Origin of the sequence: Mycobacterium sp. B14F4 (assembly GCF_039871645.1) — a bacterium.
Lineage (GTDB): Bacteria > Actinomycetota > Actinomycetes > Mycobacteriales > Mycobacteriaceae > Mycobacterium.
This window is the reverse complement of sequence record NZ_JBDPMF010000005.1, coordinates 1-17,271: the sequence shown is the minus strand read 5'-3', so window position 1 is coordinate 17,271 and position 17,271 is coordinate 1. Positions and strand designations below refer to the sequence as shown.

The following is a 17,271-nucleotide window of genomic DNA, read 5'->3' as shown; positions in this document are numbered from 1 at the left end:
AAGCGCTGAAGAACACGCACGGGCGGGAGGACAATGGCGTCGTGGCCAAATACGCACTCAACGACGACGCCGTCGCCAGGGCGCGCGAGCTCATCGACTCCCGCCAGTACGTGCTCGACAGCGACTGGGGTGACGTGCAGCCCCGCGCCGACGCGCAGAACGCGTACCTCGAGTCGCACTCCTGGCAGGACTATGCGTCGTGGCACCTCGGCCTGACCGAAGCCGCCAAGGACGAGACCAAGGCGCGCTACGCGTTCGTCTACGGCGACTTCCGGCGGCTGCACCGCACGGGACTGATCGCGTGCGTGTACCGGGCGGCCGAGTGGCGGCACAAGGACGTCGAACTGGCCGCGCATCATCTGTTGCAGTATCTCGACGCCGCGACCGGGCTGACCCCCAGCCGGCCTATCGCCGGAGCATGAGCTCGAGGATGCGCTCGCTCATCGGCGCGCTCTGCTGGGCGGTCGAATTGGCTTCGTGCAGCAGGCCGACGGCCGTGGCCACCAGCACGGCCGCTCGCACGTCGGCCTCCTCCTGATCGAACCCGTAGTCGATGAGCGCCTCGCGCACCGCGCCGAGCACGCGTGCGTCGCTGCGCTGGACACTTGACTGCACGGTCTCGTCGGTCAGCGCCCACACGCGCATGGCGCGCTCGAGAGACCAGTGGTCGGGGCACACGAGGGTCCGCATCATCACGCCGAGCCGCTTGCGCGGATCGGCGTCGCGCATGTTCTCGAAGAGCCGCCGACGCTCGTCGTGCAGGTTCCCCCAGGCACTGGCCAGCGCCGCCCGGTAGGCGCGCATGTCGGTGAAATGCCAGTAGAAGCTGCCCTTGGTCACGTCGAGTCGGTCGCAGAGCCTGCCGATGCGCAGAGCGTTCGGTCCGCCCTCGGCGAGCACGTCGAACCCCGCCTGGATCCAGTCGTCGGCCGTCACGCGGCGGCCGGCGGTGGCGGGGGCCGTCATGGTGGGCAGCATACGGCGGCCACCCCCGTATTACTGACACTCGCGAAAATTACTACGGCAAAGGAAGTAACCGATGTGCGCCGCGCGCCGGAAGTGAGGCGGCGGGCAACCGCGGCCGCCGGGTAAGCGCCGCCGCTCGTCGGCCTCTTACGCCAGCCCGCCCGGCCGGCACGACTTGGTCGAAAGACCTCGATGCCATCGCAGCAGCCGCGGTTGCTCAAGGTGGGACGCTAGCATACGACCTGGTGAAAGCCCGGGATATCCGCGCCAACGGCGCTGCTGCGCAATGCATTCGACAGCAGCGGGTGAGGCGGTCGAGCCGCGGCGTTTAGTGGCCGCACGATTGGGCAACCGATTGCTCGTGGTCAGTGTTAACCCCGAATTCGACGACTCCCCGAACGACACCGGCGGAACGGACGACACCCTGCGGCCGATGGAGGCTCTCGACGCCGACGACGTGCGCAACGCCGACGGCGACGAGGTCGTCGATCCGCCCGAGCACTGGGTGGCCGCGGACCACATCGCCGAGGAACCCGGCGGCGAGACGCTCGACGAGAAGCTCGCCGCCGAACTCCCCGACGAGACAGCGCGCCCGGCCGACGAGGGCGTGCAGATGGACCGCATCAACCCCGAGGCTCACGGTGTCGACGAGGGCCAGGTGAGCGGAACGCCGGAGGACGGCGACTCCTTCTATCCCGTCGTCGAGTGAGAAACGCCTAGCCGGTATCGGCCCGCAGCACCATCACCGAGCGCGCTTCGACGGTCACGGCCGTCGCGGCATTGAGCGGCTTGGGCTCCGACTCGTCGGCCGGGTCGGCACCGGTGTTCACCACCGGCATCCACGCCGGTCCGAACTGCTCGGCGGGCAGCGTGAACTCGATCGCCTCGTGGTGGGCGTTGAAGCACAGCACGAACGAGTCGTCGGTCACCCGCTGACCGCGCACGTCGAGGTCGGGGATCCCGTGGCCGTTGAGGTACACGGCGATGGACTTGGCGAAGCCGCTGTCCCAGTCGTCGTCGCTCATCTCCGACCCGTCGGGTGCGAACCAGGCGATGTCGGGTAGCCCTTGGCCGGATGTCGCCGCCGCGGCGGCTCCGTCGCCGCCGCGATGCCGCACCGGCCGGCCGGAGAAGAACCGGCGCCTGCGGAACACCGGGTGCGCGGCGCGCAGCGTCGAGACCGTGCGGGTGAACTCCATCAGATCGGCGTCGGCGTTGGTCCAGTCGATCCAGGACAGCTCGTTGTCCTGGCAGTAGACGTTGTTGTTGCCCTGCTGCGTGCGGCCGAGCTCGTCGCCGTGCGCGATCATCGGCACCCCTTGGCTCAGCAGCAGCGTGGTGAGGAAGTTGCGCTGCTGGCGGGCCCGCAGCGCGTTGACCTCGGCGTCGTCGGTGGAGCCTTCGACGCCGCAGTTCCACGACCGGTTGTGGCTCTCGCCGTCGCGGTTGTCCTCACCGTTGGCCTCGTTGTGCTTCTCGTTGTACGAGACCAGATCGCGCAGCGTGAAGCCGTCGTGCGCGATGACGAAGTTGATGGAGGCGACCGGGCGTCGGCCGGTGTGCTCGTAGAGGTCCGACGATCCGGTCAGCCGGGAGGCGAACTCGTCGATCGTGGCCGACTCGCCGCGCCAGTAGTCGCGCACGGTGTCGCGGTACTTGCCGTTCCACTCGGTCCACTGCGGCGGGAAGCCGCCGACCTGATAGCCGCCGGGGCCGACGTCCCACGGCTCGGCGATCAGCTTGACCTGGCTGACGGTCGGATCCTGTTGCACCAGTTCGAAGAACGTCGCCAGCCGGTCGACATCGTAGAACTCACGGGCGAGTGTGGACGCGAGGTCGAAGCGGAACCCGTCGACGTGCATCTCGGTCACCCAGTACCGCAGCGAGTCCATGATCAGCTGCAGTGAGTGCGGGTGGCCGACGTTGAGGCTGTTGCCCGTGCCGGTGTAGTCCATGTAGTAGCGCTTGTCGTCGTCGACGAGCCGGTAGTACGCGGCGTTGTCGATGCCGCGCATGGACAGCGTCGGGCCCATGTGGTTGCCCTCGGCGGTGTGGTTGTAGACGACGTCGAGGATCACCTCGATGTTCGCCTCGTGCAGCGCGCGCACCATCGCCTTGAACTCCTGGACCTGACCGCCCGGGTTCGGGTTGGAGCTGTACTTGGAGTCCGGCGCGAGGAAGCCGATCGTGTTGTAACCCCAGTAGTTGGACAAGCCCTTGTCGACCAGTGTCGAGTCGTTGGCGAAGTGGTGCACGGGCATCAACTCGAGCGCGGTCACGCCCAGCGACCGCAGGTGCTCGATGATCACCGGGTGCGCGACCGCCGCGTAGGTGCCGCGGATGTGCTCGGGGATGTCGGGATGCGTCTGGGTGAGGCCCTTGACGTGGGCCTCGTAGATGACCGAGTCGGCGTACTCGTGACCGGGCGGGCGGTCCACCCCCCAATCGAAGTACGGATTGATGACCACGCACTTGGGCATGTGCGGCGCAGAGTCGTCGTCGTTGCGGCTGTCCGGGTCACCGAAGTTGTAGCTGAACAGCGCCTGGTTCCAGTCGAAGTTGCCGTCGATGGCCTTGGCGTACGGGTCGATCAGCAGCTTGTTGGGGTTGCAGCGCTGACCGGTTCCGGGGTCGTAGGGGCCGTGCACCCGGTATCCGTAGCGCTGGCCCGGCTCGATGTTGGGGATGAAGCCGTGCCAGACGAACGCGTCGACCTCGGGCAGCGTCAGGCGCGTCTCAGCGAGCCGTCCGGCTCCATCGACACTGAACAGGCACAGCTCGACCTTGTCGGCCGCCTCACTGAACAACGCGAAGTTGGTGCCGAAGCCGTCGTAGGTGGCGCCCAGCGGATACGCCTTACCGGGCCAGAGTTCCAGCGCGGCGGGTTGCGGGGCGGCGGCTTGGGTCAATGCACACTCCAGACGACGAGACGAACCGATCAACGAGACCCTACGGGTGTGCCCAGTGGGGCAGCATCACAACCAAATCGCCGATCACAGGGAGACCGTGTGTCCGACCCCTCCGACCTGCCCGATCACCGGACCGTGTTGACCGCTGCCGACGGCGGTGTGGCAACAGTCACGCTGCACCGGCCGGCGCAGCGCAACGCGGTCGGCGACGGCATGCGGCAGGAACTGGCCGATGCCTACCGCAGGCTCGACGCCGACGACCGGGTCCGCGTCATCGTGCTCACCGGGACGCCGCCTGCCTTCTGCGCCGGCGCGGACCTCGCGTCCGGTGAGGACACCTTCGCCGCGCCGGGTGAGGGGTTCAGCGCCGCCGGCGTCGACGTGCCCGCGTGGACGTTGCGCAAGCCGGTCATCGCCGCGGTCAACGGGCACGCGATCGGGCTCGGACTGACCCTGGCCCTGCAGTGCGACATCCGGTTCTTCGCCGCCGAGGCACGCTACGGGGTGGTGCAGGTGCGGCGCGGTGTGGTCGGGGACGCGTATTCGCACTGGCTCCTGCCGCGGCTGGTCGGCATCGCGAACGCCGCCGAGATACTGCTCACCGGAACGACTTTCGACGGCCACCGGGCGGTTCAGCTGGGCCTGGGCAGCCGGGTGCTGCCCGCCGAGCAGGTGCTGCCCGCCGCACTCGAGTTGGCGCGCGACATCGCCGTCAACACCGCGCCGATGTCGGTCGCGGCCAGCAAGCGCCTGCTGTGGGACTCGTTCGATCTCGACCGCGCGGCCGTGGGGACCCGCGAAACCGAGATCCACCTGGCGCTGATGGGCCACGACGACGCCAAGGAGGGGGTGCGCGCGTTCCTGCAGGGCCGTGCGCCCTCGTGGACGGGACGGCCGGTCGACCCGACGGCGGGTTAGGCGATCTGGACGCCGGCTGCGCGCATGTCGGCGATGGCCTTGGCGGACGACTCCGGCGCGACGCCGGCGATCAGCTCGGCCAGCACACGGGTCTTGAACCCGTTGGCCACGGCGTCGGCGGCGGTCGCCTTGACGCAGTAGTCGGTCGCGATACCGGCGATGTCGACCTCGTCGACGCCGCGCTCGCGCAGCCAGTCGGCCAGCGGCGTGCCGTTCTCGTCGGTGCCCTCGAAGCCGCTGTAGGCCGCCGCGAACTGGCCCTTGGTGAACACGGCCTCCACCGCGTCGGGATGGAACTGCGGATGGAAGTCGGCGCCCTCGGTGCCCACCACGCAGTGCGGTGGCCACGAGTCCACGAAGTCGGGATGCTCGGAGAAGTGGTCACCGGGATCGATGTGAAAATCCTTGGTGGCCACGATGTGTGCATAGTCCGGGTGGCCCGCGAGAAGTTCACTGATGCCGCGGGCGACGTCGGCACAACCTTCGACGGCCAGCGAACCGCCCTCGCAGAAGTCGTTCTGAACGTCGACGATGATGAGCGCCCTCATCTGTTGATTGTGCTCCTTGCGTCCGCGAAACCCGACGCTACCCGCCGAACAACAGGTACAGCCCGGTGAAGGTGTAGCCGACCATCACCAGCATCATCGCGAGTTGTCCGGTCAGTTGATGGCCGCTGGGCAGCAGCCGCAGCGCGCGGTCGTGCGCGGCGATCACCGCGGCGATGTGTCCGGCCACCACGAAGCCGACCTTGAGGGTGGCCAGCACCGCGGGGTGTTGCGACAGAAAGTAACTCACCTCGGCATCGAGGCCGAACAGCAGGATGATCGTCTGCTGGCCCTTCTCGAAGAGGTAGGTCAGGTAGTGCGCGAACACGTAGCCGATGACGATCGGGATCAGCGAGTGCGCCATCAAGCCCGGAAGTTCGCGCCGCCGCGCACGGTCGACGCCGCCGGTGGCGATCGACGCCAACCAGAACGTCACGCCGACGGTCCCCGCGAACACCAGCAGACCGGTGGTCCTGATCAGGGTGGCCGTCAGCGTCGACGAGGCGGTGTCGTCGACGAAGTCGCGCCACTGCGGCATCGCCGAGAAGCTGTCGAAGGCCGTCGATCCCAGCAGCACGGCCATCACCGCGACCGTGCCGGGGCGCACCGGCAGCGACGGTAGGTGATCGAAGGGGTTGCCGATCCCCACCCGCCCGCTCTCGGGGTCACGCCGCAGGGGCGAAACCCGCGACGCCACCACGCTGTACACCTCGAAGGGGTCGGCACGGGCGCACCATCGCTCGCCGCACCACAGCGCGCCGGCCAACGTCACGGCGAGGTAGACGATCAGCCAAAGCCGGATGGCACCAAGAGAACCCGGATCGGGGCTGGCCAATTCCAGCCACACGAACGCGAACAGGCCGCCCACCGCGGGCCAGTAGCCCAGCGACGTGGGATACGCCCGGCCCGCCGACCGTCCGCCCAGTAGGCGCAGCACCGCGCGTACCGGCGAGATCGCCCGCCAGACCGGTCCGATGACCACCGACACCGCCACCACGCCGATCCACAGCAGCACATAGAACACCCCGGGCAGCGGGTTGTCGGCGTTCTGGGGGCCGAAGAACGCGGCCATGGCGACCCACACCGCGAGCAACAGACCGGCCACGGCAAGGCCCCACCGCGTCGCCGGTGCGTCGGTGGCGGTGGTCACCCAGTTCGGCAGTGCCCGAGGGGGTTTGGCCGGGTCGAACTTCGGCTTGCGCCATGCCAGCGCGACGACCCCGAAGGTGAACGCCAGCGCCCATGCCGCGCCGATCAGGGCATAGGTGTACGGGATCGGCAGATCGGTCGACCCACCGAGACCGTGCGCCAGCACGGTGACGGACCCGTCCGGGGTCACTGCACCGCGATGGTCGCGACGGTCTTGCCGGAATCGTGCAGTTCGACGTCGACGCGTCCGGGGACGTCCACGGTGAACTGGAAGAACTGCGGCGGACCGGGTTTCACTCCGAAGGTGTGCTCAGGGGTGGAGTGCACGTGCAACTCGTCCTCGGTGTCACTGGTGACCTTGAGGATGATCGGCTGATCGACCTCGGCCTGCAGTTGCTCGTTGACGGGCTCGACGCGATCGCCGGTGACCGAGATGTCGATGGTGAGCCGTTCGGGAGGTGCCTGCACGTCCGACATATCGGACGCGCTGACCGTCGTCTCAGACGGTGCGGCCGGTGCCGATTCGCTCTTCGATCCGCCGCACCCGGCGACGGTCAAAGCGACGGCCGTCAGAATCAGCGGTGCCCGATACCTCTTCACGATCTCCCGTCTTCACTCGTCGTTCGGTGTCCCATCACTCTTGCGCCGGTTCTTCACGGCGATGTAGACCACCACGCCCGCAACCGCGATCGCCGGGGCGAACGCGGGCACGGCGATCCAGATCGGGTGGTCGGCCAGGATGACGACGTCGTGCTCGACCATCATGCCTGCGCTGACGGCTGCAACTCCGCCTCACTGGCAGTCGGCTCGCTCTTGTTGATTCTGCCGCCGCCCCAAGCGATCCCGAACACCATGGCCAGGGTGCAGACGAGCACGACCAGGCATCCGATGAGCCACAGCGATTGCGGGATGTCCGGGCTGCGCTCACGCTGCAGGATCGTGATCTCGGAGACGAACGGCCGCGTCATCGACGCCTCGGCGGGCACCTCCTGCGCCCCGATTGCGGGGTCACCGGCGAGATAGATCGGCACCGCGGTCAACGTCTTCCCGTCATGGACCCGCAGCAGCGTCTTCCAGGTTCCGGACACCGGCATCGGCTCGGTCGACTTGTAATGACCCGGTCCGACCTGCTCGAGGTGATCGATGAACTGGCCACGTTCGTTCGTCAATCCGCCCTGCCAGCCGAGCACGGACACCCAGTTCGGATCGTCGCTGAGCATGTTCGCGGGCGTGAACTGCACATCCGCAGTGACGAACCGTTGACCGTCACTGCTCGGAGCCTCGGTCAGAGTGATCGTCGCCGAGGCACTTTCGGGCACGTTGTAACGCAGCCCGTTGGCCGTCGCGGCGCCGATGGTGAGCACCGCCAGCACCACCAGGCCGGCACTGATCGCGCGCCGCGGCAATCGCTGGCCCGTCAGCACCATGCCGATCATCGCGCCGCACACTCCGGTGAGGATTGCCACCGGAACCGCCATCACGAGCGCCTCGGGCCAGATGCTGGCCTGCCACGGGTAGGGGTAGACCGTGTTGATCCACAACGACTCCAGCCACAGGCCGATCGTGCCGACTCCCAAGCCGGCCACGGCACCCAGCAGCACGGGGCGCTTGATCAGCGGAGTCAGCGCGACGAGTTCCACCACGACTGCCGCGCCGAGGTACAGCGGGAACCAGTTGCTGGGTGCGTCGAGCACCGGCGCGACCAGGAACGCGACGATGCCGCGCAACCCGATGGCGATGAGCGCGGCAAGGAGCGCGGCGCCGCGGCCGAGGAAGATGCGGGCGGCGACCAGGGCCAGCGCCGCGGCGGCGGCGATCAGCATCGGCTGGAACACCTGCCGGAACTGCGGCACGCCGAAGTCGAACTCGATCTGGTAGACCGACATGCCGATCAGCACGCCGGCGAACGCCAGGTATTGCACGAACTTGAGCCCGATGCCGTCGCGGGGGGCGTCCGGGCCGGCCGCGCGCTTGCCCTCGAGTTCGAGGTAGGCCGCGGCGATGGTGGAGAAGCCCGCACCGCCGATCATCATCAGGTGGGTGGGTCCCCACAGCGTCACGTCCTGGCCGAAGATGCGATGCCAGATGTCATCGAGCGGGAAGCCCATCAACGCGTAGAGCCCGCAGCCGGCCATCACGATGCCGCCGACCGGGGCGTACCAGCTGTCGGTGATGCGTACGGCCGCCGGACCGGGCCGTTCTCCGGCGAGCGGCAGGACCACCGCGGTGCAGCCCGCGACGAAGATGCCGAACAGTCCGATGAGGATGAAGTAGTGCGCGGGGTTGGCCAGTGCGCCGTCGTCTCGGCCGTTGCCGATGTGCAGGCTGACGTCCCAGATGAACCCGAACAGCGCGCAGATGATCGACGCGATGAACATCGCGATCGGCAGCGCGACCCATGACGGCCGTTTGAAGCGTCGCCCGGACCAGTCCGCCAGGCTTGTCAGCCAGGTGATCTTGCCGCTGCGGTGCAGCCAGCCGATCCACAGCAGCACCGCCGTGACGATCGCCGCCGCCACCGACAGCCCGATGATCTCGCTGAGCGCGGCGCCGCCGCCCTCGTCCTGCGCCAGATACGAAATTTCCGTGGTACCCGTCATCTGTCCCACCTCAATGTCGGAGGAAACTTCTTACTCGTCGGTAATGTTGCCAGAAGCATCTGATCTGAAACCAGGGGTATCAGGTAGCGACTACGCGAATCGTCTTGAGCGACGTGTCGGCCGCATCGGGGATGTTCATGCCGGCGTTCAACGCCGACCGCAGGTAGTCGAGCACCGCGTCGTTGAGGATCTCGCCGGGGACCACCGCCGGGATGCCGGGCGGATACGGGGTGATCTGCTCCGCGCAGACCCGGCCGCTGGCCTTCTCGACGGGCGCGGCCTCGACGTCGGCGAAGAATGCGTCGCGGGGCAGTTGAGCTGTCTCGAGCTGGATCTCCGCCGGGTCGGGCAGCCGGACCTGCGGCGGCGAGTCGAAGTCATTGGCCGCCTTGCGCCAGGCCCACAGCGCGTCGAGCAACCGCTCGGCGCTGGCCTTGTCGTCGGCGAAGGACATCGTGGCCAGGATGCGGCGGTGGTCGCTCATGCCGACGTCGACCTGCTTGTGCTCACGCAGCCAGTCGTGTGCCTGATAGCCCGAGGTGCCGGTGGCCGACACGTCCATGAGAATCTGCATGCGGTCCAGGTCGTGGGAGGCCTCGGCGCCCAGCAGTTCGTCGTCCATCACCTCGACGTCGGGGATGAGCCCGATGTCGTAGCGCAGCTCCTCGACCAGTCCCAGTGCGTTGCCGAGCAATTCGCGGCCCTGTTCGACCATCTGGCGGCGCCAGCCGTCGATTGCGGAGTACACCAGCACATTCGGGCTGGTGGTCATGAGCAGGTCGGCGCACGCGGAGAGCCGGTCCTGGTCGACGAGGTCGCCCTGCAGGTGGAAGACAGAGCCCTGCTCGAAGCCGGCCCCCATCTTGTGCACGCTGACCACACAGACGTCGGCACCGGCGTCCATCGCCCAGGTGGGCAGGTCTTCGTGGAACGGCAGGTGCGCGCCCCAGGCCTCGTCGACGATCAGCGGCTTGCCGCGTTCGTGGCACACCTCGGCGACGGCGGCGAGATCGGCGCAGGTGCCGTACGGGCTCGGGCTGACGACCAGCGCTCCCGCGGCGTCGGGGTACTCGTCCCAGACGGCGCGGTAGTCGTCGGGAGAGGGCGGGTGCGAGAAGTGCCGGTCGGCGTCCCAGCGCGGGGTGACCCACCGTGGCTGCACCCCGGAGAAGATGAGGCCGGCCACGATCGACTTGTGGCTGTCGCGGGGGACGAGCAGACCGCCATCCCCACCGGCGACCGCCATCATCGCGGCCTTCACCGACAGCGAACTTCCGCATGTGGAGAACCAGGCGACGTCGGCACCGACGGCGTCGGCCATCAGGTCCTCGGCGTGCTTGAGGTAATTGTTTCCGGTGCGACGGTCGTCGAGGCCGCCGCTGGCCAGCACGTCGTCGGCGAAGGGCTGGTGTCCGAGGACGGTCAGGACGCGGTCGTCGACGCCGCGGCCCTGCCGGTGCCCGGGCGGGGTGAAACCGTATCGGTGCCGTTTGCGGTAATCGACGAGGGCGTCGAGCAACGGCGCTTCCGACTGGTCCATGATCGGCGGGTACCCTGCCCGGGCAGCGATGAACCGGGGGACTTCACCATGCCTGCGTCAGGGCTTGAGGACGACCTTGATCATGCCGTCCTCCTTCTTCTGAAAGGTCTCGTAGGCCTCGGGCGCGTCCTCGAGCGGTAGCCGGTGGGTGGCGAACTGCTCGACGCCGAGCGGGTCCTCCGCGGTCAGCAGCGGCATGATGTCGGGAACCCACTTCTTGACGTTGGCCTGACCCATCCGCAGCTGAATCTGCTTGTCGAACAACGTCATCATGTTGATCGGGTCCGCGGCGCCGCCGTACACGCCCGACAGCGAGATGGTGCCGCCGCGACGCACGAGCGAGATCGCAGAGTTCAACGCCGCGAGGCGGTCGACGCCGGCCGTCTTCATGACGACGCGGCCCACGGGCGAGGGCAGGAAGCCCGCGGCGGTCTGCATCGTCTCGGCGATCGGCGAGCCGTGGGCTTCCATGCCGACGGCGTCGATGACGGAGTCGGCGCCGCGACCGTCGGTGTGACTCCTGACGACGTCCTCGGCGTTGTCCTTGCGCAGGTCGATGAGGTCGTGGCAGAAGGCGCGGGCACGGTTGAGGCGCTCGTCGACCAGGTCGACGCCAACGACTCTGCAGCCCTTGCGGTGTGCCGCGATCCGGCAGGCCATCGCGCCGATCGGACCGAGACCGAGCACGACGAGCGTGCCGCCCTCGGGCACCTCGGCGTACTCGACGGCCTGCCACGCGGTGGGCAGCACGTCCGAGAGGTAGACGTAGCGTTCGTCCGGTCCGTCCTCGGGCACCTTGATGTGGGTGTACTGGGCCTGCGGGATGCGCAGGTATTCGGCCTGACCGCCGGCGACCTCGCCGTAGAGCTTGGAGTAGCCGAACAGCGCGGCGCCGGTGCCCTGGTCGCGGTTCTGGGTCGTTTCGCACTGACTCTGCAGGCCCTGGTCGCACATGAAGCAGTGGCCGCAGGAGATGTTGAACGGGACGACGACGCGGTCGCCGACCTTGAGGTCGTTGACCTCGCGGCCGACCTCTTCGACGACGCCCATCGCTTCGTGGCCGAGGATGTCGCCGGGGTTCATGAAGGCGCCGAGAATCTCGTATAGGTGCAGATCTGAGCCGCAGATGTTGGTGCTGGTAACTCGGATGATGGCGTCGTTCGGCTCTTTGATGGCGGGATCGGGCACTGTGTCGACGGAGACTTTCCGCCGTCCCTGCCACGTCACTGCTCGCATGGGCGTCCTCCTCTGGTCCAGTGGAGGCGTGCCCGCTGTCGCCGCGGCCAAACCTTGGGGCTCAGACGGTGGCGCGGGTGGAGATGGCGTCCGAGTTCAAGACGCCGAGGTGCTGCCAGTAGATCCAGTCGGCGATCGCGGCACGCTGGTCGGCGGCCTCCGTTGCGGTGTGTGCGCGGTGCAGCGCGAGCTCTTGCACGTGCTCGGCGTAGGTGACGAAGGCCTGCAGTTGGACCGGGCCGCGGTCAGCCGCGTTGCTCAGCAGGGGTCGGAAAACCTCGAACCACAGCAACGCGCGGTTGTCCTTCGGCGCCTTGTCGTCGGTGGGCGGCGGCGGCAAGATCTCCGATAGGCCGTTGGCCGAGATCGCGGCCAATTGTGTTGCGGCAGCAGGGGATATGACCTGCAGCCGGTGGCGCCCTTCCATCTGGCCGCTCTCGGGGATGTCGTCGGGTCGAAGAATGATCTTGGGCGCACCTGGGTCGAACCCTTTGAACTGGTCCTCGGTGGCGATGACGGCGCGCAGGCCGGTGTTGTGGTGCTGCGCCCAACCATGAAGCGCCAGAATCGGATACGTCGCCCAGGTGCCGCGGACGGTGGCGGGAATGCTCTCGTCGGCGGTGGCCATCGTGACCTGCTCGGGCAGGTTCACGCCTTCGGGGATGTAACCGAGCCCATAGTTGTTGGCGACGACGATCGAGCCGTCCTTGGCCAGCCCGGTGACCCAGAAGAATCCGACGTCGGTGACACCGGCGTTGAGCGCGGCGGCGATGCGGTGCGCGAGTACTGCTGGATCGCTGCCGCCGGGGCGCTGCCGGGCGGTGGCTGCGGCGATGGCTTCGCGTTGGGCACGGGCGGCGGACACCGGGACGGGCGCAGGGGCACCGACGGTGCCGGCACCTGCAGCGGCCGCCGGTGGGACTGCGGGTGCCACGGGACCAGCCGGGGCAACGGGTGCGGCGGGAGGAGGAGATGCGGGTGGACCGAGCTGGACCGGCGGTCCGGGAGCGGGAGTTGGCGCAGTGGGTGCGGGTGCCGGTGCTACGGGAGCCTGACCACTGCTGGTGGCCGGACCGGACGCCGTCGGATTGGCCGGTGCGGGCGGGGTATCCGGTACCGGGGGAGGGGTGGGTGGCTGGGCGACCGGTGCAGCGCTGAGTGGTGCGCTCGGTTGCGGCGGCTGAATTGGCGGCTGCGCAGCAGCTCTGGAGGCTGCCTCGGCCATGGAGCGGTTCATCTCGGCGAGCTGAGCTTGATTAGCCGCTGCCGCAGCGGGATTCGGTGCGGCGCTGGGGGCGCTTGGCGCGGCAGCCGCGGGAGCTGAGGGCGCGGCAGAGCCCCCGGAGACGCCCGGTGAGCCGGAAAGAGGGCTCGAGGGTGCGTTGACGCTGGGCAGGGATGGGCCGCTGGGACTGTTACCTCCCAATGGAGATCGAGGTGCACCTGACCCGGCCGCAGGCGGCAAAGTGGCAGCAGGCGCTGGGGGCGGAGTGTGAGGGTTCTCGATCTGTCCCCTGCCGCCGGATACCTCTGTATTTGGAGGGGCACTGCCAGAAGGATCGGGGTCTTGTGGTGGAGGCGCTGGCGGTGCGCGGAATTCTCTTGAGCCACCCAGGTCTTCAGCATTAGACGGGTTGATTGCATCGGGAGTAGACGGAGCGGCCGGTGCCACGTGTGCGGGCGATCCGCCGAGTGATGAGTCGTTACTGGCTTGAACGATGCGGGGACCCTGCTTCGGTTCGCGTCCGTGAAACATCAGAGGATCGCTGGATGACGGAGGAGCCTTCGAACTAGCCGGCGGCGCGCCCGAGATCCGAGAGCCTGAAGCGGCCACCGTGGACAAGTTCTCCTTCCGGATGGCATCGATTCCAGCTCTGATGGCGGCCTCTTTGACGTCCTCCGGAAGCTCGGGATGCGTTCGGACCCAATCCAAAATTTTGTTGGCAGCGTCAACCAAGTTGCTTATCTGCGTTTTGGCCTTCACCGTCTCTGTCGCGCTATCACCAAGAAACTTGGCCGCAGTCGAAAGTCTCTCTTCCAGAGCATCCAATTCTGCGAGTCGGTCGTCTAACGAGCTGTTCGCCTGACAGGAACTCCGGCCGTGCCAAATGCCAACGCCTCCGAACATCTGCGACCGTTCGCCTTTGACAGAATCGGTCTGCTTACGGACTACCCTCGCTGCACCCGAAAAGTCGTCAGCGCAGGCACGCAGGAGGTCTTCATCGAGTTCGGGCCATGCTGGTGACACGGTGAGGCCGTAAGGATCGGATGGTCGCGCTATGCCCATTGCTATGCGCCAACTGCGTTGCAAGCATCGTAGATAACTGCGGTTGTTCGGTTCGCCGTCCGGGCGAGATACGAATCTGCCGAATTGTAAGTAGGTAACGCGTTAGCGTACGCGCGACGGTATTGCGCCGCGAGAATAGCGAAATCCTGCATCACCGCGTTGGTACTCTGCCGACCCAACTCTTCAATATCGTCCGCAAAGGTTTTCATCACGGGAATGACCGAATCAATGACCGCGCGTTGCTCCGGTGTCCAATCACTCGCGGGGATGTTCGCATCGAGAGCTTGCCAAGCCTTGGTGTCGACCTGGAATTGAGTCAGCAGGCTGTCCCACTCGGAACAGGTGGGATCAGGTCTAGTTAGGAGTCGTTGCGGACTGCTCGGGTCCGATAGCGGAGCCAGCTTGGTTGGTGCCGGCGCGTCAGCCACTAGGGGCGCTCGCGCCTGCGCGGCATCGTAAGATATTGCGCCGCAGATGTAACCGAGTGCTGCAGAGCTGGCAGTAGCGACCCCCGATAAGTAGTCGTCTTCAGGACTGTACTGCGGAATGGCGTCGATGTACCCGCGAGCATAGGCAATGAACTGCTCGTATAACTCCCGCATCACACGATGAGGCGTCACCTTGACTAGCTGCACTGTTTGATCAGCGGCATCACTGTAAGCATCTCGGGCGACTTCGTACTGCGCCCGCTGCTCAGCCGTCCACGATGTCGCTGGTATCGAGGGGTCGCGCTCGGCCCAGGCGCCCTGCGAATTGGCGAGTGTCGATTGGATCGGAATCCAAGCCGCGCAGCTGGGGTCCTCGGTGATGATATTGACTGGACCCTTGTTGTCGGCGCTTGCGAGGCCATAAGTCTCGCCTGATGGTGTTGGATCGTCACCGTTTCCGTCGCCCGACGTAACCGAAACCGTCACTGCGACAGTGACTCCGACAACTGCGAGCAGCGCGACCGCTCCGAGCGCCCACTTCCAGCCATTGCCACGCTTCTTCTGTGGCGGACCTGACTGCCACTGCTGCTGCGGCCACGGCCCCTGGCTTTGCGGACCCCAGTGCCCCGGATAGCCCTGCGGCGGAACTGGATTGCCCGGCGGTGGCGCTGGCGGACCGCCCGGCGGGGGCGGGTAGGTCACAGCGCGATCTCCGGTCCGGCCTCAGCTGGCCGAGTCCGCTCGGGCGACTCGGCCGCTGCTTCCGGCGCGCGTTCGCCGGTGTGGTCGCCCGGCGCCGCCTTGTCCTTCTGCGGCTCAGAACTTTCCGTAGCGCTTGCCTCATCGGGCGTCGAGCCGCCCTCGCCCGCCACCTCCGACAACGAAGCCACCTGCTGCATCGCCTGCTGCCCGGCCTGCTGCACCGCCTGCGGCACGGCTCCCGCCATGCCTGCCATCTGCATTGGTGCCTGTGCCGCCTGCTGCGCCATTTGCATGGGCGCCTGCATCATCGAGCCGAACTGCCCGCCCTGCTGCGCGGCGGCCGCAACCGGTGAAGTCGCGCCCGCCCCCTGAGCTGCTCCCGAAGCTGCGCCGGCACCACCGGATCCGCCACCCATCGCGCCGCCGCCTTTGAACGTCTCGTCGAACTCGCCTACTCGTTTGAGTGTCTCCTCGGCGATCTGCCGATCGGCGGTGTCGTAGGTCCCCGCGGCGCTGATCACATTCTGCGCATACTGCGTCAGCGCCTGCTTGGCGAGCGGCATCTGCGCGATCACCGGGTCGACCACCTCGGTCACCTTCGCCGCGATCGCCGTCGACAGCGCGTCGACTCCTGTCGGGCGGTGCACACCCGGTGGCTCGGGAAGGTCGGCGGCGATTCCCTGCAGTCGTCCACCGGCATCCCGCACCAGGCCGGTATCGACCCGCAGATCCTCAGTCATCGTCACTCCGCACAGCGATCAGCGTCGCGCTGATTGAATGGCACGCCCCCTCAGGCGTCACAGGCAAATGCTACCGGACCAGCAATGACGACTTCGGCACCAAATTGGGTACCTCGAAATTGACGACGACAGCCCGGGAACGTCCACCGATCCTCGTCGTGCCACGTCCGACGAGTTACTTCCCGCCCTGGTTCGATGCCTTATGAACCACTGGCCACAGCGCCGTTGCCGCCATTCGCAGCAAACGGTCCGTGCGAAATCCCAGCACGACTGGACTAACGTTGCGGCCGTGGCCGAACCCGACCCGAAGGCACTCGACGATCTGTTCAACCGCCTGCTCAATACCGAGGACGACGCCCTGCGCGCCGCCCGCGAATCAGCCGATGCCGCCGGGATGCCTCCCATCGAAGTGTCCGCCCAACACGGCAAGCTGCTGTACCTACTCACCACCGTCTCGCGTGCCCGTCGTGTCCTGGAGATCGGCACCCTCGCCGGCTACAGCACCATCCAGTTGGCCCGTGGTGTTGGGCCGAACGGCCACGTAGTCACCCTCGAGTACGAGCCGAAACACGCCGAGGTCGCTCGCGCCAACTTCGCCCGCGCCGGCGTGCAGGACCGCGTCGAGCTCCTCGTCGGCACCGCCCTCGACACCCTGCCCACCCTCGCCGACCGAGGCGAGCCATTCGACCTGACGTTCATCGACGCCGATAAGGAAAACAACATCGCCTACGTCGAATGGGCGACCAAGCTCGGACACCCCGGCTCGATCATCGTGGTGGACAACATCGCTCGTTTCGGTCGCGTCCTAGACCCCGCACCCGACGACCATCAGGCCCGCGCCGTTCACGACATGCTCGAAATGATGGGCGCGCATCCGCGCCTCGAAACCGCGGCCATTCAAACGGTGGGCACGAAAGGCTGGGACGGCTTCGCTGTCGCCCGAATCATCGACTGACTCAGCCGCCGACTGAGTGTCGCGGTGCCATGGCGGTGGCCCGAGTATGCGAATGCCTCAGCGCAGCAACCCGGTTGAATCCGTTACTTAGTTGTTGGTGGGTGGTGGTTGGGGTTGGAAGGGTTCGTACCACCACCAGTCGGCGCGTTCGCCGGTGGGTCCGGGGCACGGTGGCACCGCGGGCGGGGGCTGGGTGGGTGGGCGTGCCAGTGATCCGGGGCTCAGGGTTCGGCCGGCGTGGTCGAGCACGGTGATGTCGGGTGCGGGTCCGCGGATGGTGATGATGCCGCGGTGGT

At 67.3% G+C, this 17,271-nt stretch carries 17 protein-coding genes and 1 pseudogene; 5 read left to right on the top strand and 13 right to left on the bottom strand.

Translation table 11 applies throughout. The features are described 5' to 3' along the window. The first annotated feature begins 41 nt into the window (after positions 1–41). The gene (locus ABGB19_RS15020; RefSeq protein ID WP_347686774.1) at positions 42–422 is read left to right on the top strand and encodes a hypothetical protein; all 381 of its coding nucleotides are present in this window, start codon (positions 42–44) and stop codon (positions 420–422) included. Here the strand turns inward: ABGB19_RS15020 and ABGB19_RS15015 are convergent. Continuing rightward, positions 406–966 carry a TetR/AcrR family transcriptional regulator gene (locus ABGB19_RS15015; RefSeq protein WP_347686773.1) on the bottom strand — a complete coding sequence of 187 codons (561 nt, stop codon included), beginning with the start codon at positions 964–966 and terminating at the stop codon, positions 406–408. The genes ABGB19_RS15020 and ABGB19_RS15015 overlap by 17 nt on opposite strands. Positions 967–1,399: 433 nt before the next feature. Between ABGB19_RS15015 and ABGB19_RS15010 the strand changes: the two genes are divergently transcribed. Then, on the top strand, positions 1,400–1,675 hold the full coding sequence (locus ABGB19_RS15010; protein WP_347687193.1) for a hypothetical protein: 276 nt from the start codon (positions 1,400–1,402) through the stop codon (positions 1,673–1,675). A gap of 7 nt (positions 1,676–1,682) precedes the next feature. Here ABGB19_RS15010 and glgX read toward each other — a convergent pair whose 3' ends face one another. Beyond that, positions 1,683–3,875 (bottom strand): glycogen debranching protein GlgX, encoded by a 2,193-nt coding sequence (gene glgX, locus ABGB19_RS15005; protein WP_347686772.1) that lies wholly within the window; start codon positions 3,873–3,875, stop codon positions 1,683–1,685. Between the two features lie 99 nt (positions 3,876–3,974). Between glgX and ABGB19_RS15000 the strand changes: the two genes are divergently transcribed. Next, positions 3,975–4,793: an enoyl-CoA hydratase-related protein gene (locus tag ABGB19_RS15000; RefSeq protein ID WP_347686771.1), complete on the top strand. Its 819-nt coding sequence runs from the start codon at positions 3,975–3,977 to the stop codon at positions 4,791–4,793. On the opposite strand, the gene ABGB19_RS14995 is transcribed toward ABGB19_RS15000, so the two are convergent. From ABGB19_RS14995 to ABGB19_RS14960, 8 genes are all read right to left on the bottom strand, one after another. Further along, the gene (locus ABGB19_RS14995) at positions 4,790–5,341 is read right to left on the bottom strand and encodes a nicotinamidase (protein WP_347686770.1); all 552 of its coding nucleotides are present in this window, start codon (positions 5,339–5,341) and stop codon (positions 4,790–4,792) included. The genes ABGB19_RS15000 and ABGB19_RS14995 overlap by 4 nt on opposite strands. A gap of 37 nt (positions 5,342–5,378) precedes the next feature. After that, on the bottom strand, positions 5,379–6,677 hold the full coding sequence (locus ABGB19_RS14990; protein ID WP_347686769.1) for a hypothetical protein: 1,299 nt from the start codon (positions 6,675–6,677) through the stop codon (positions 5,379–5,381). Continuing rightward, positions 6,674–7,087 carry a hypothetical protein gene (locus tag ABGB19_RS14985; protein WP_347686768.1) on the bottom strand — a complete coding sequence of 138 codons (414 nt, stop codon included), beginning with the start codon at positions 7,085–7,087 and terminating at the stop codon, positions 6,674–6,676. Before ABGB19_RS14985 ends, ABGB19_RS14990 begins: the two co-directional genes overlap by 4 nt. A gap of 12 nt (positions 7,088–7,099) precedes the next feature. Further along, entirely contained in the window at positions 7,100–7,252 is a 153-nt protein-coding gene (locus ABGB19_RS14980; protein ID WP_347686767.1) for a hypothetical protein, read from the bottom strand. Then, a complete protein-coding gene (locus tag ABGB19_RS14975; RefSeq protein WP_347686766.1) occupies positions 7,249–9,087 on the bottom strand; it encodes a hypothetical protein in 1,839 nt (612 codons plus the stop codon). Before ABGB19_RS14975 ends, ABGB19_RS14980 begins: the two co-directional genes overlap by 4 nt. A gap of 79 nt (positions 9,088–9,166) precedes the next feature. Then, a complete protein-coding gene (locus ABGB19_RS14970; protein ID WP_347686765.1) occupies positions 9,167–10,627 on the bottom strand; it encodes an ornithine decarboxylase in 1,461 nt (486 codons plus the stop codon). Between the two features lie 57 nt (positions 10,628–10,684). After that, positions 10,685–11,863, bottom strand: a complete 1,179-nt coding sequence (locus tag ABGB19_RS14965; protein ID WP_347686764.1) for a zinc-dependent alcohol dehydrogenase — start codon at positions 11,861–11,863, stop codon at positions 10,685–10,687. A gap of 61 nt (positions 11,864–11,924) precedes the next feature. Beyond that, positions 11,925–12,797, bottom strand: a complete 873-nt coding sequence (locus ABGB19_RS14960; protein WP_347686763.1) for a secretion protein EccK — start codon at positions 12,795–12,797, stop codon at positions 11,925–11,927. A 44-nt stretch (positions 12,798–12,841) separates the two neighbouring features. Here ABGB19_RS14960 and ABGB19_RS14955 point away from each other — a divergent pair, with 44 nt between their 5' ends. Then, positions 12,842–13,021, top strand: a complete 180-nt coding sequence (locus ABGB19_RS14955) for a hypothetical protein (protein ID WP_347686762.1) — start codon at positions 12,842–12,844, stop codon at positions 13,019–13,021. 1,131 nt (positions 13,022–14,152) lie between these two features. Here the strand turns inward: ABGB19_RS14955 and ABGB19_RS14950 are convergent. Both ABGB19_RS14950 and ABGB19_RS14945 read right to left on the bottom strand, forming a co-directional pair. Beyond that, on the bottom strand, positions 14,153–15,280 hold the full coding sequence (locus tag ABGB19_RS14950) for a hypothetical protein (protein WP_347686761.1): 1,128 nt from the start codon (positions 15,278–15,280) through the stop codon (positions 14,153–14,155). Beyond that, on the bottom strand, positions 15,277–16,020 hold the full coding sequence (locus ABGB19_RS14945; protein ID WP_347686760.1) for a type VII secretion target: 744 nt from the start codon (positions 16,018–16,020) through the stop codon (positions 15,277–15,279). Before ABGB19_RS14945 ends, ABGB19_RS14950 begins: the two co-directional genes overlap by 4 nt. A 289-nt stretch (positions 16,021–16,309) precedes the next feature. Between ABGB19_RS14945 and ABGB19_RS14940 the strand changes: the two genes are divergently transcribed. Continuing rightward, positions 16,310–16,975: an O-methyltransferase gene (locus ABGB19_RS14940; protein ID WP_347686759.1), complete on the top strand. Its 666-nt coding sequence runs from the start codon at positions 16,310–16,312 to the stop codon at positions 16,973–16,975. Between the two features lie 87 nt (positions 16,976–17,062). Here ABGB19_RS14940 and ABGB19_RS14935 read toward each other — a convergent pair. Next, positions 17,063–17,271 (bottom strand): annotated as a pseudogene (locus ABGB19_RS14935) (hypothetical protein); the annotation flags it as partial.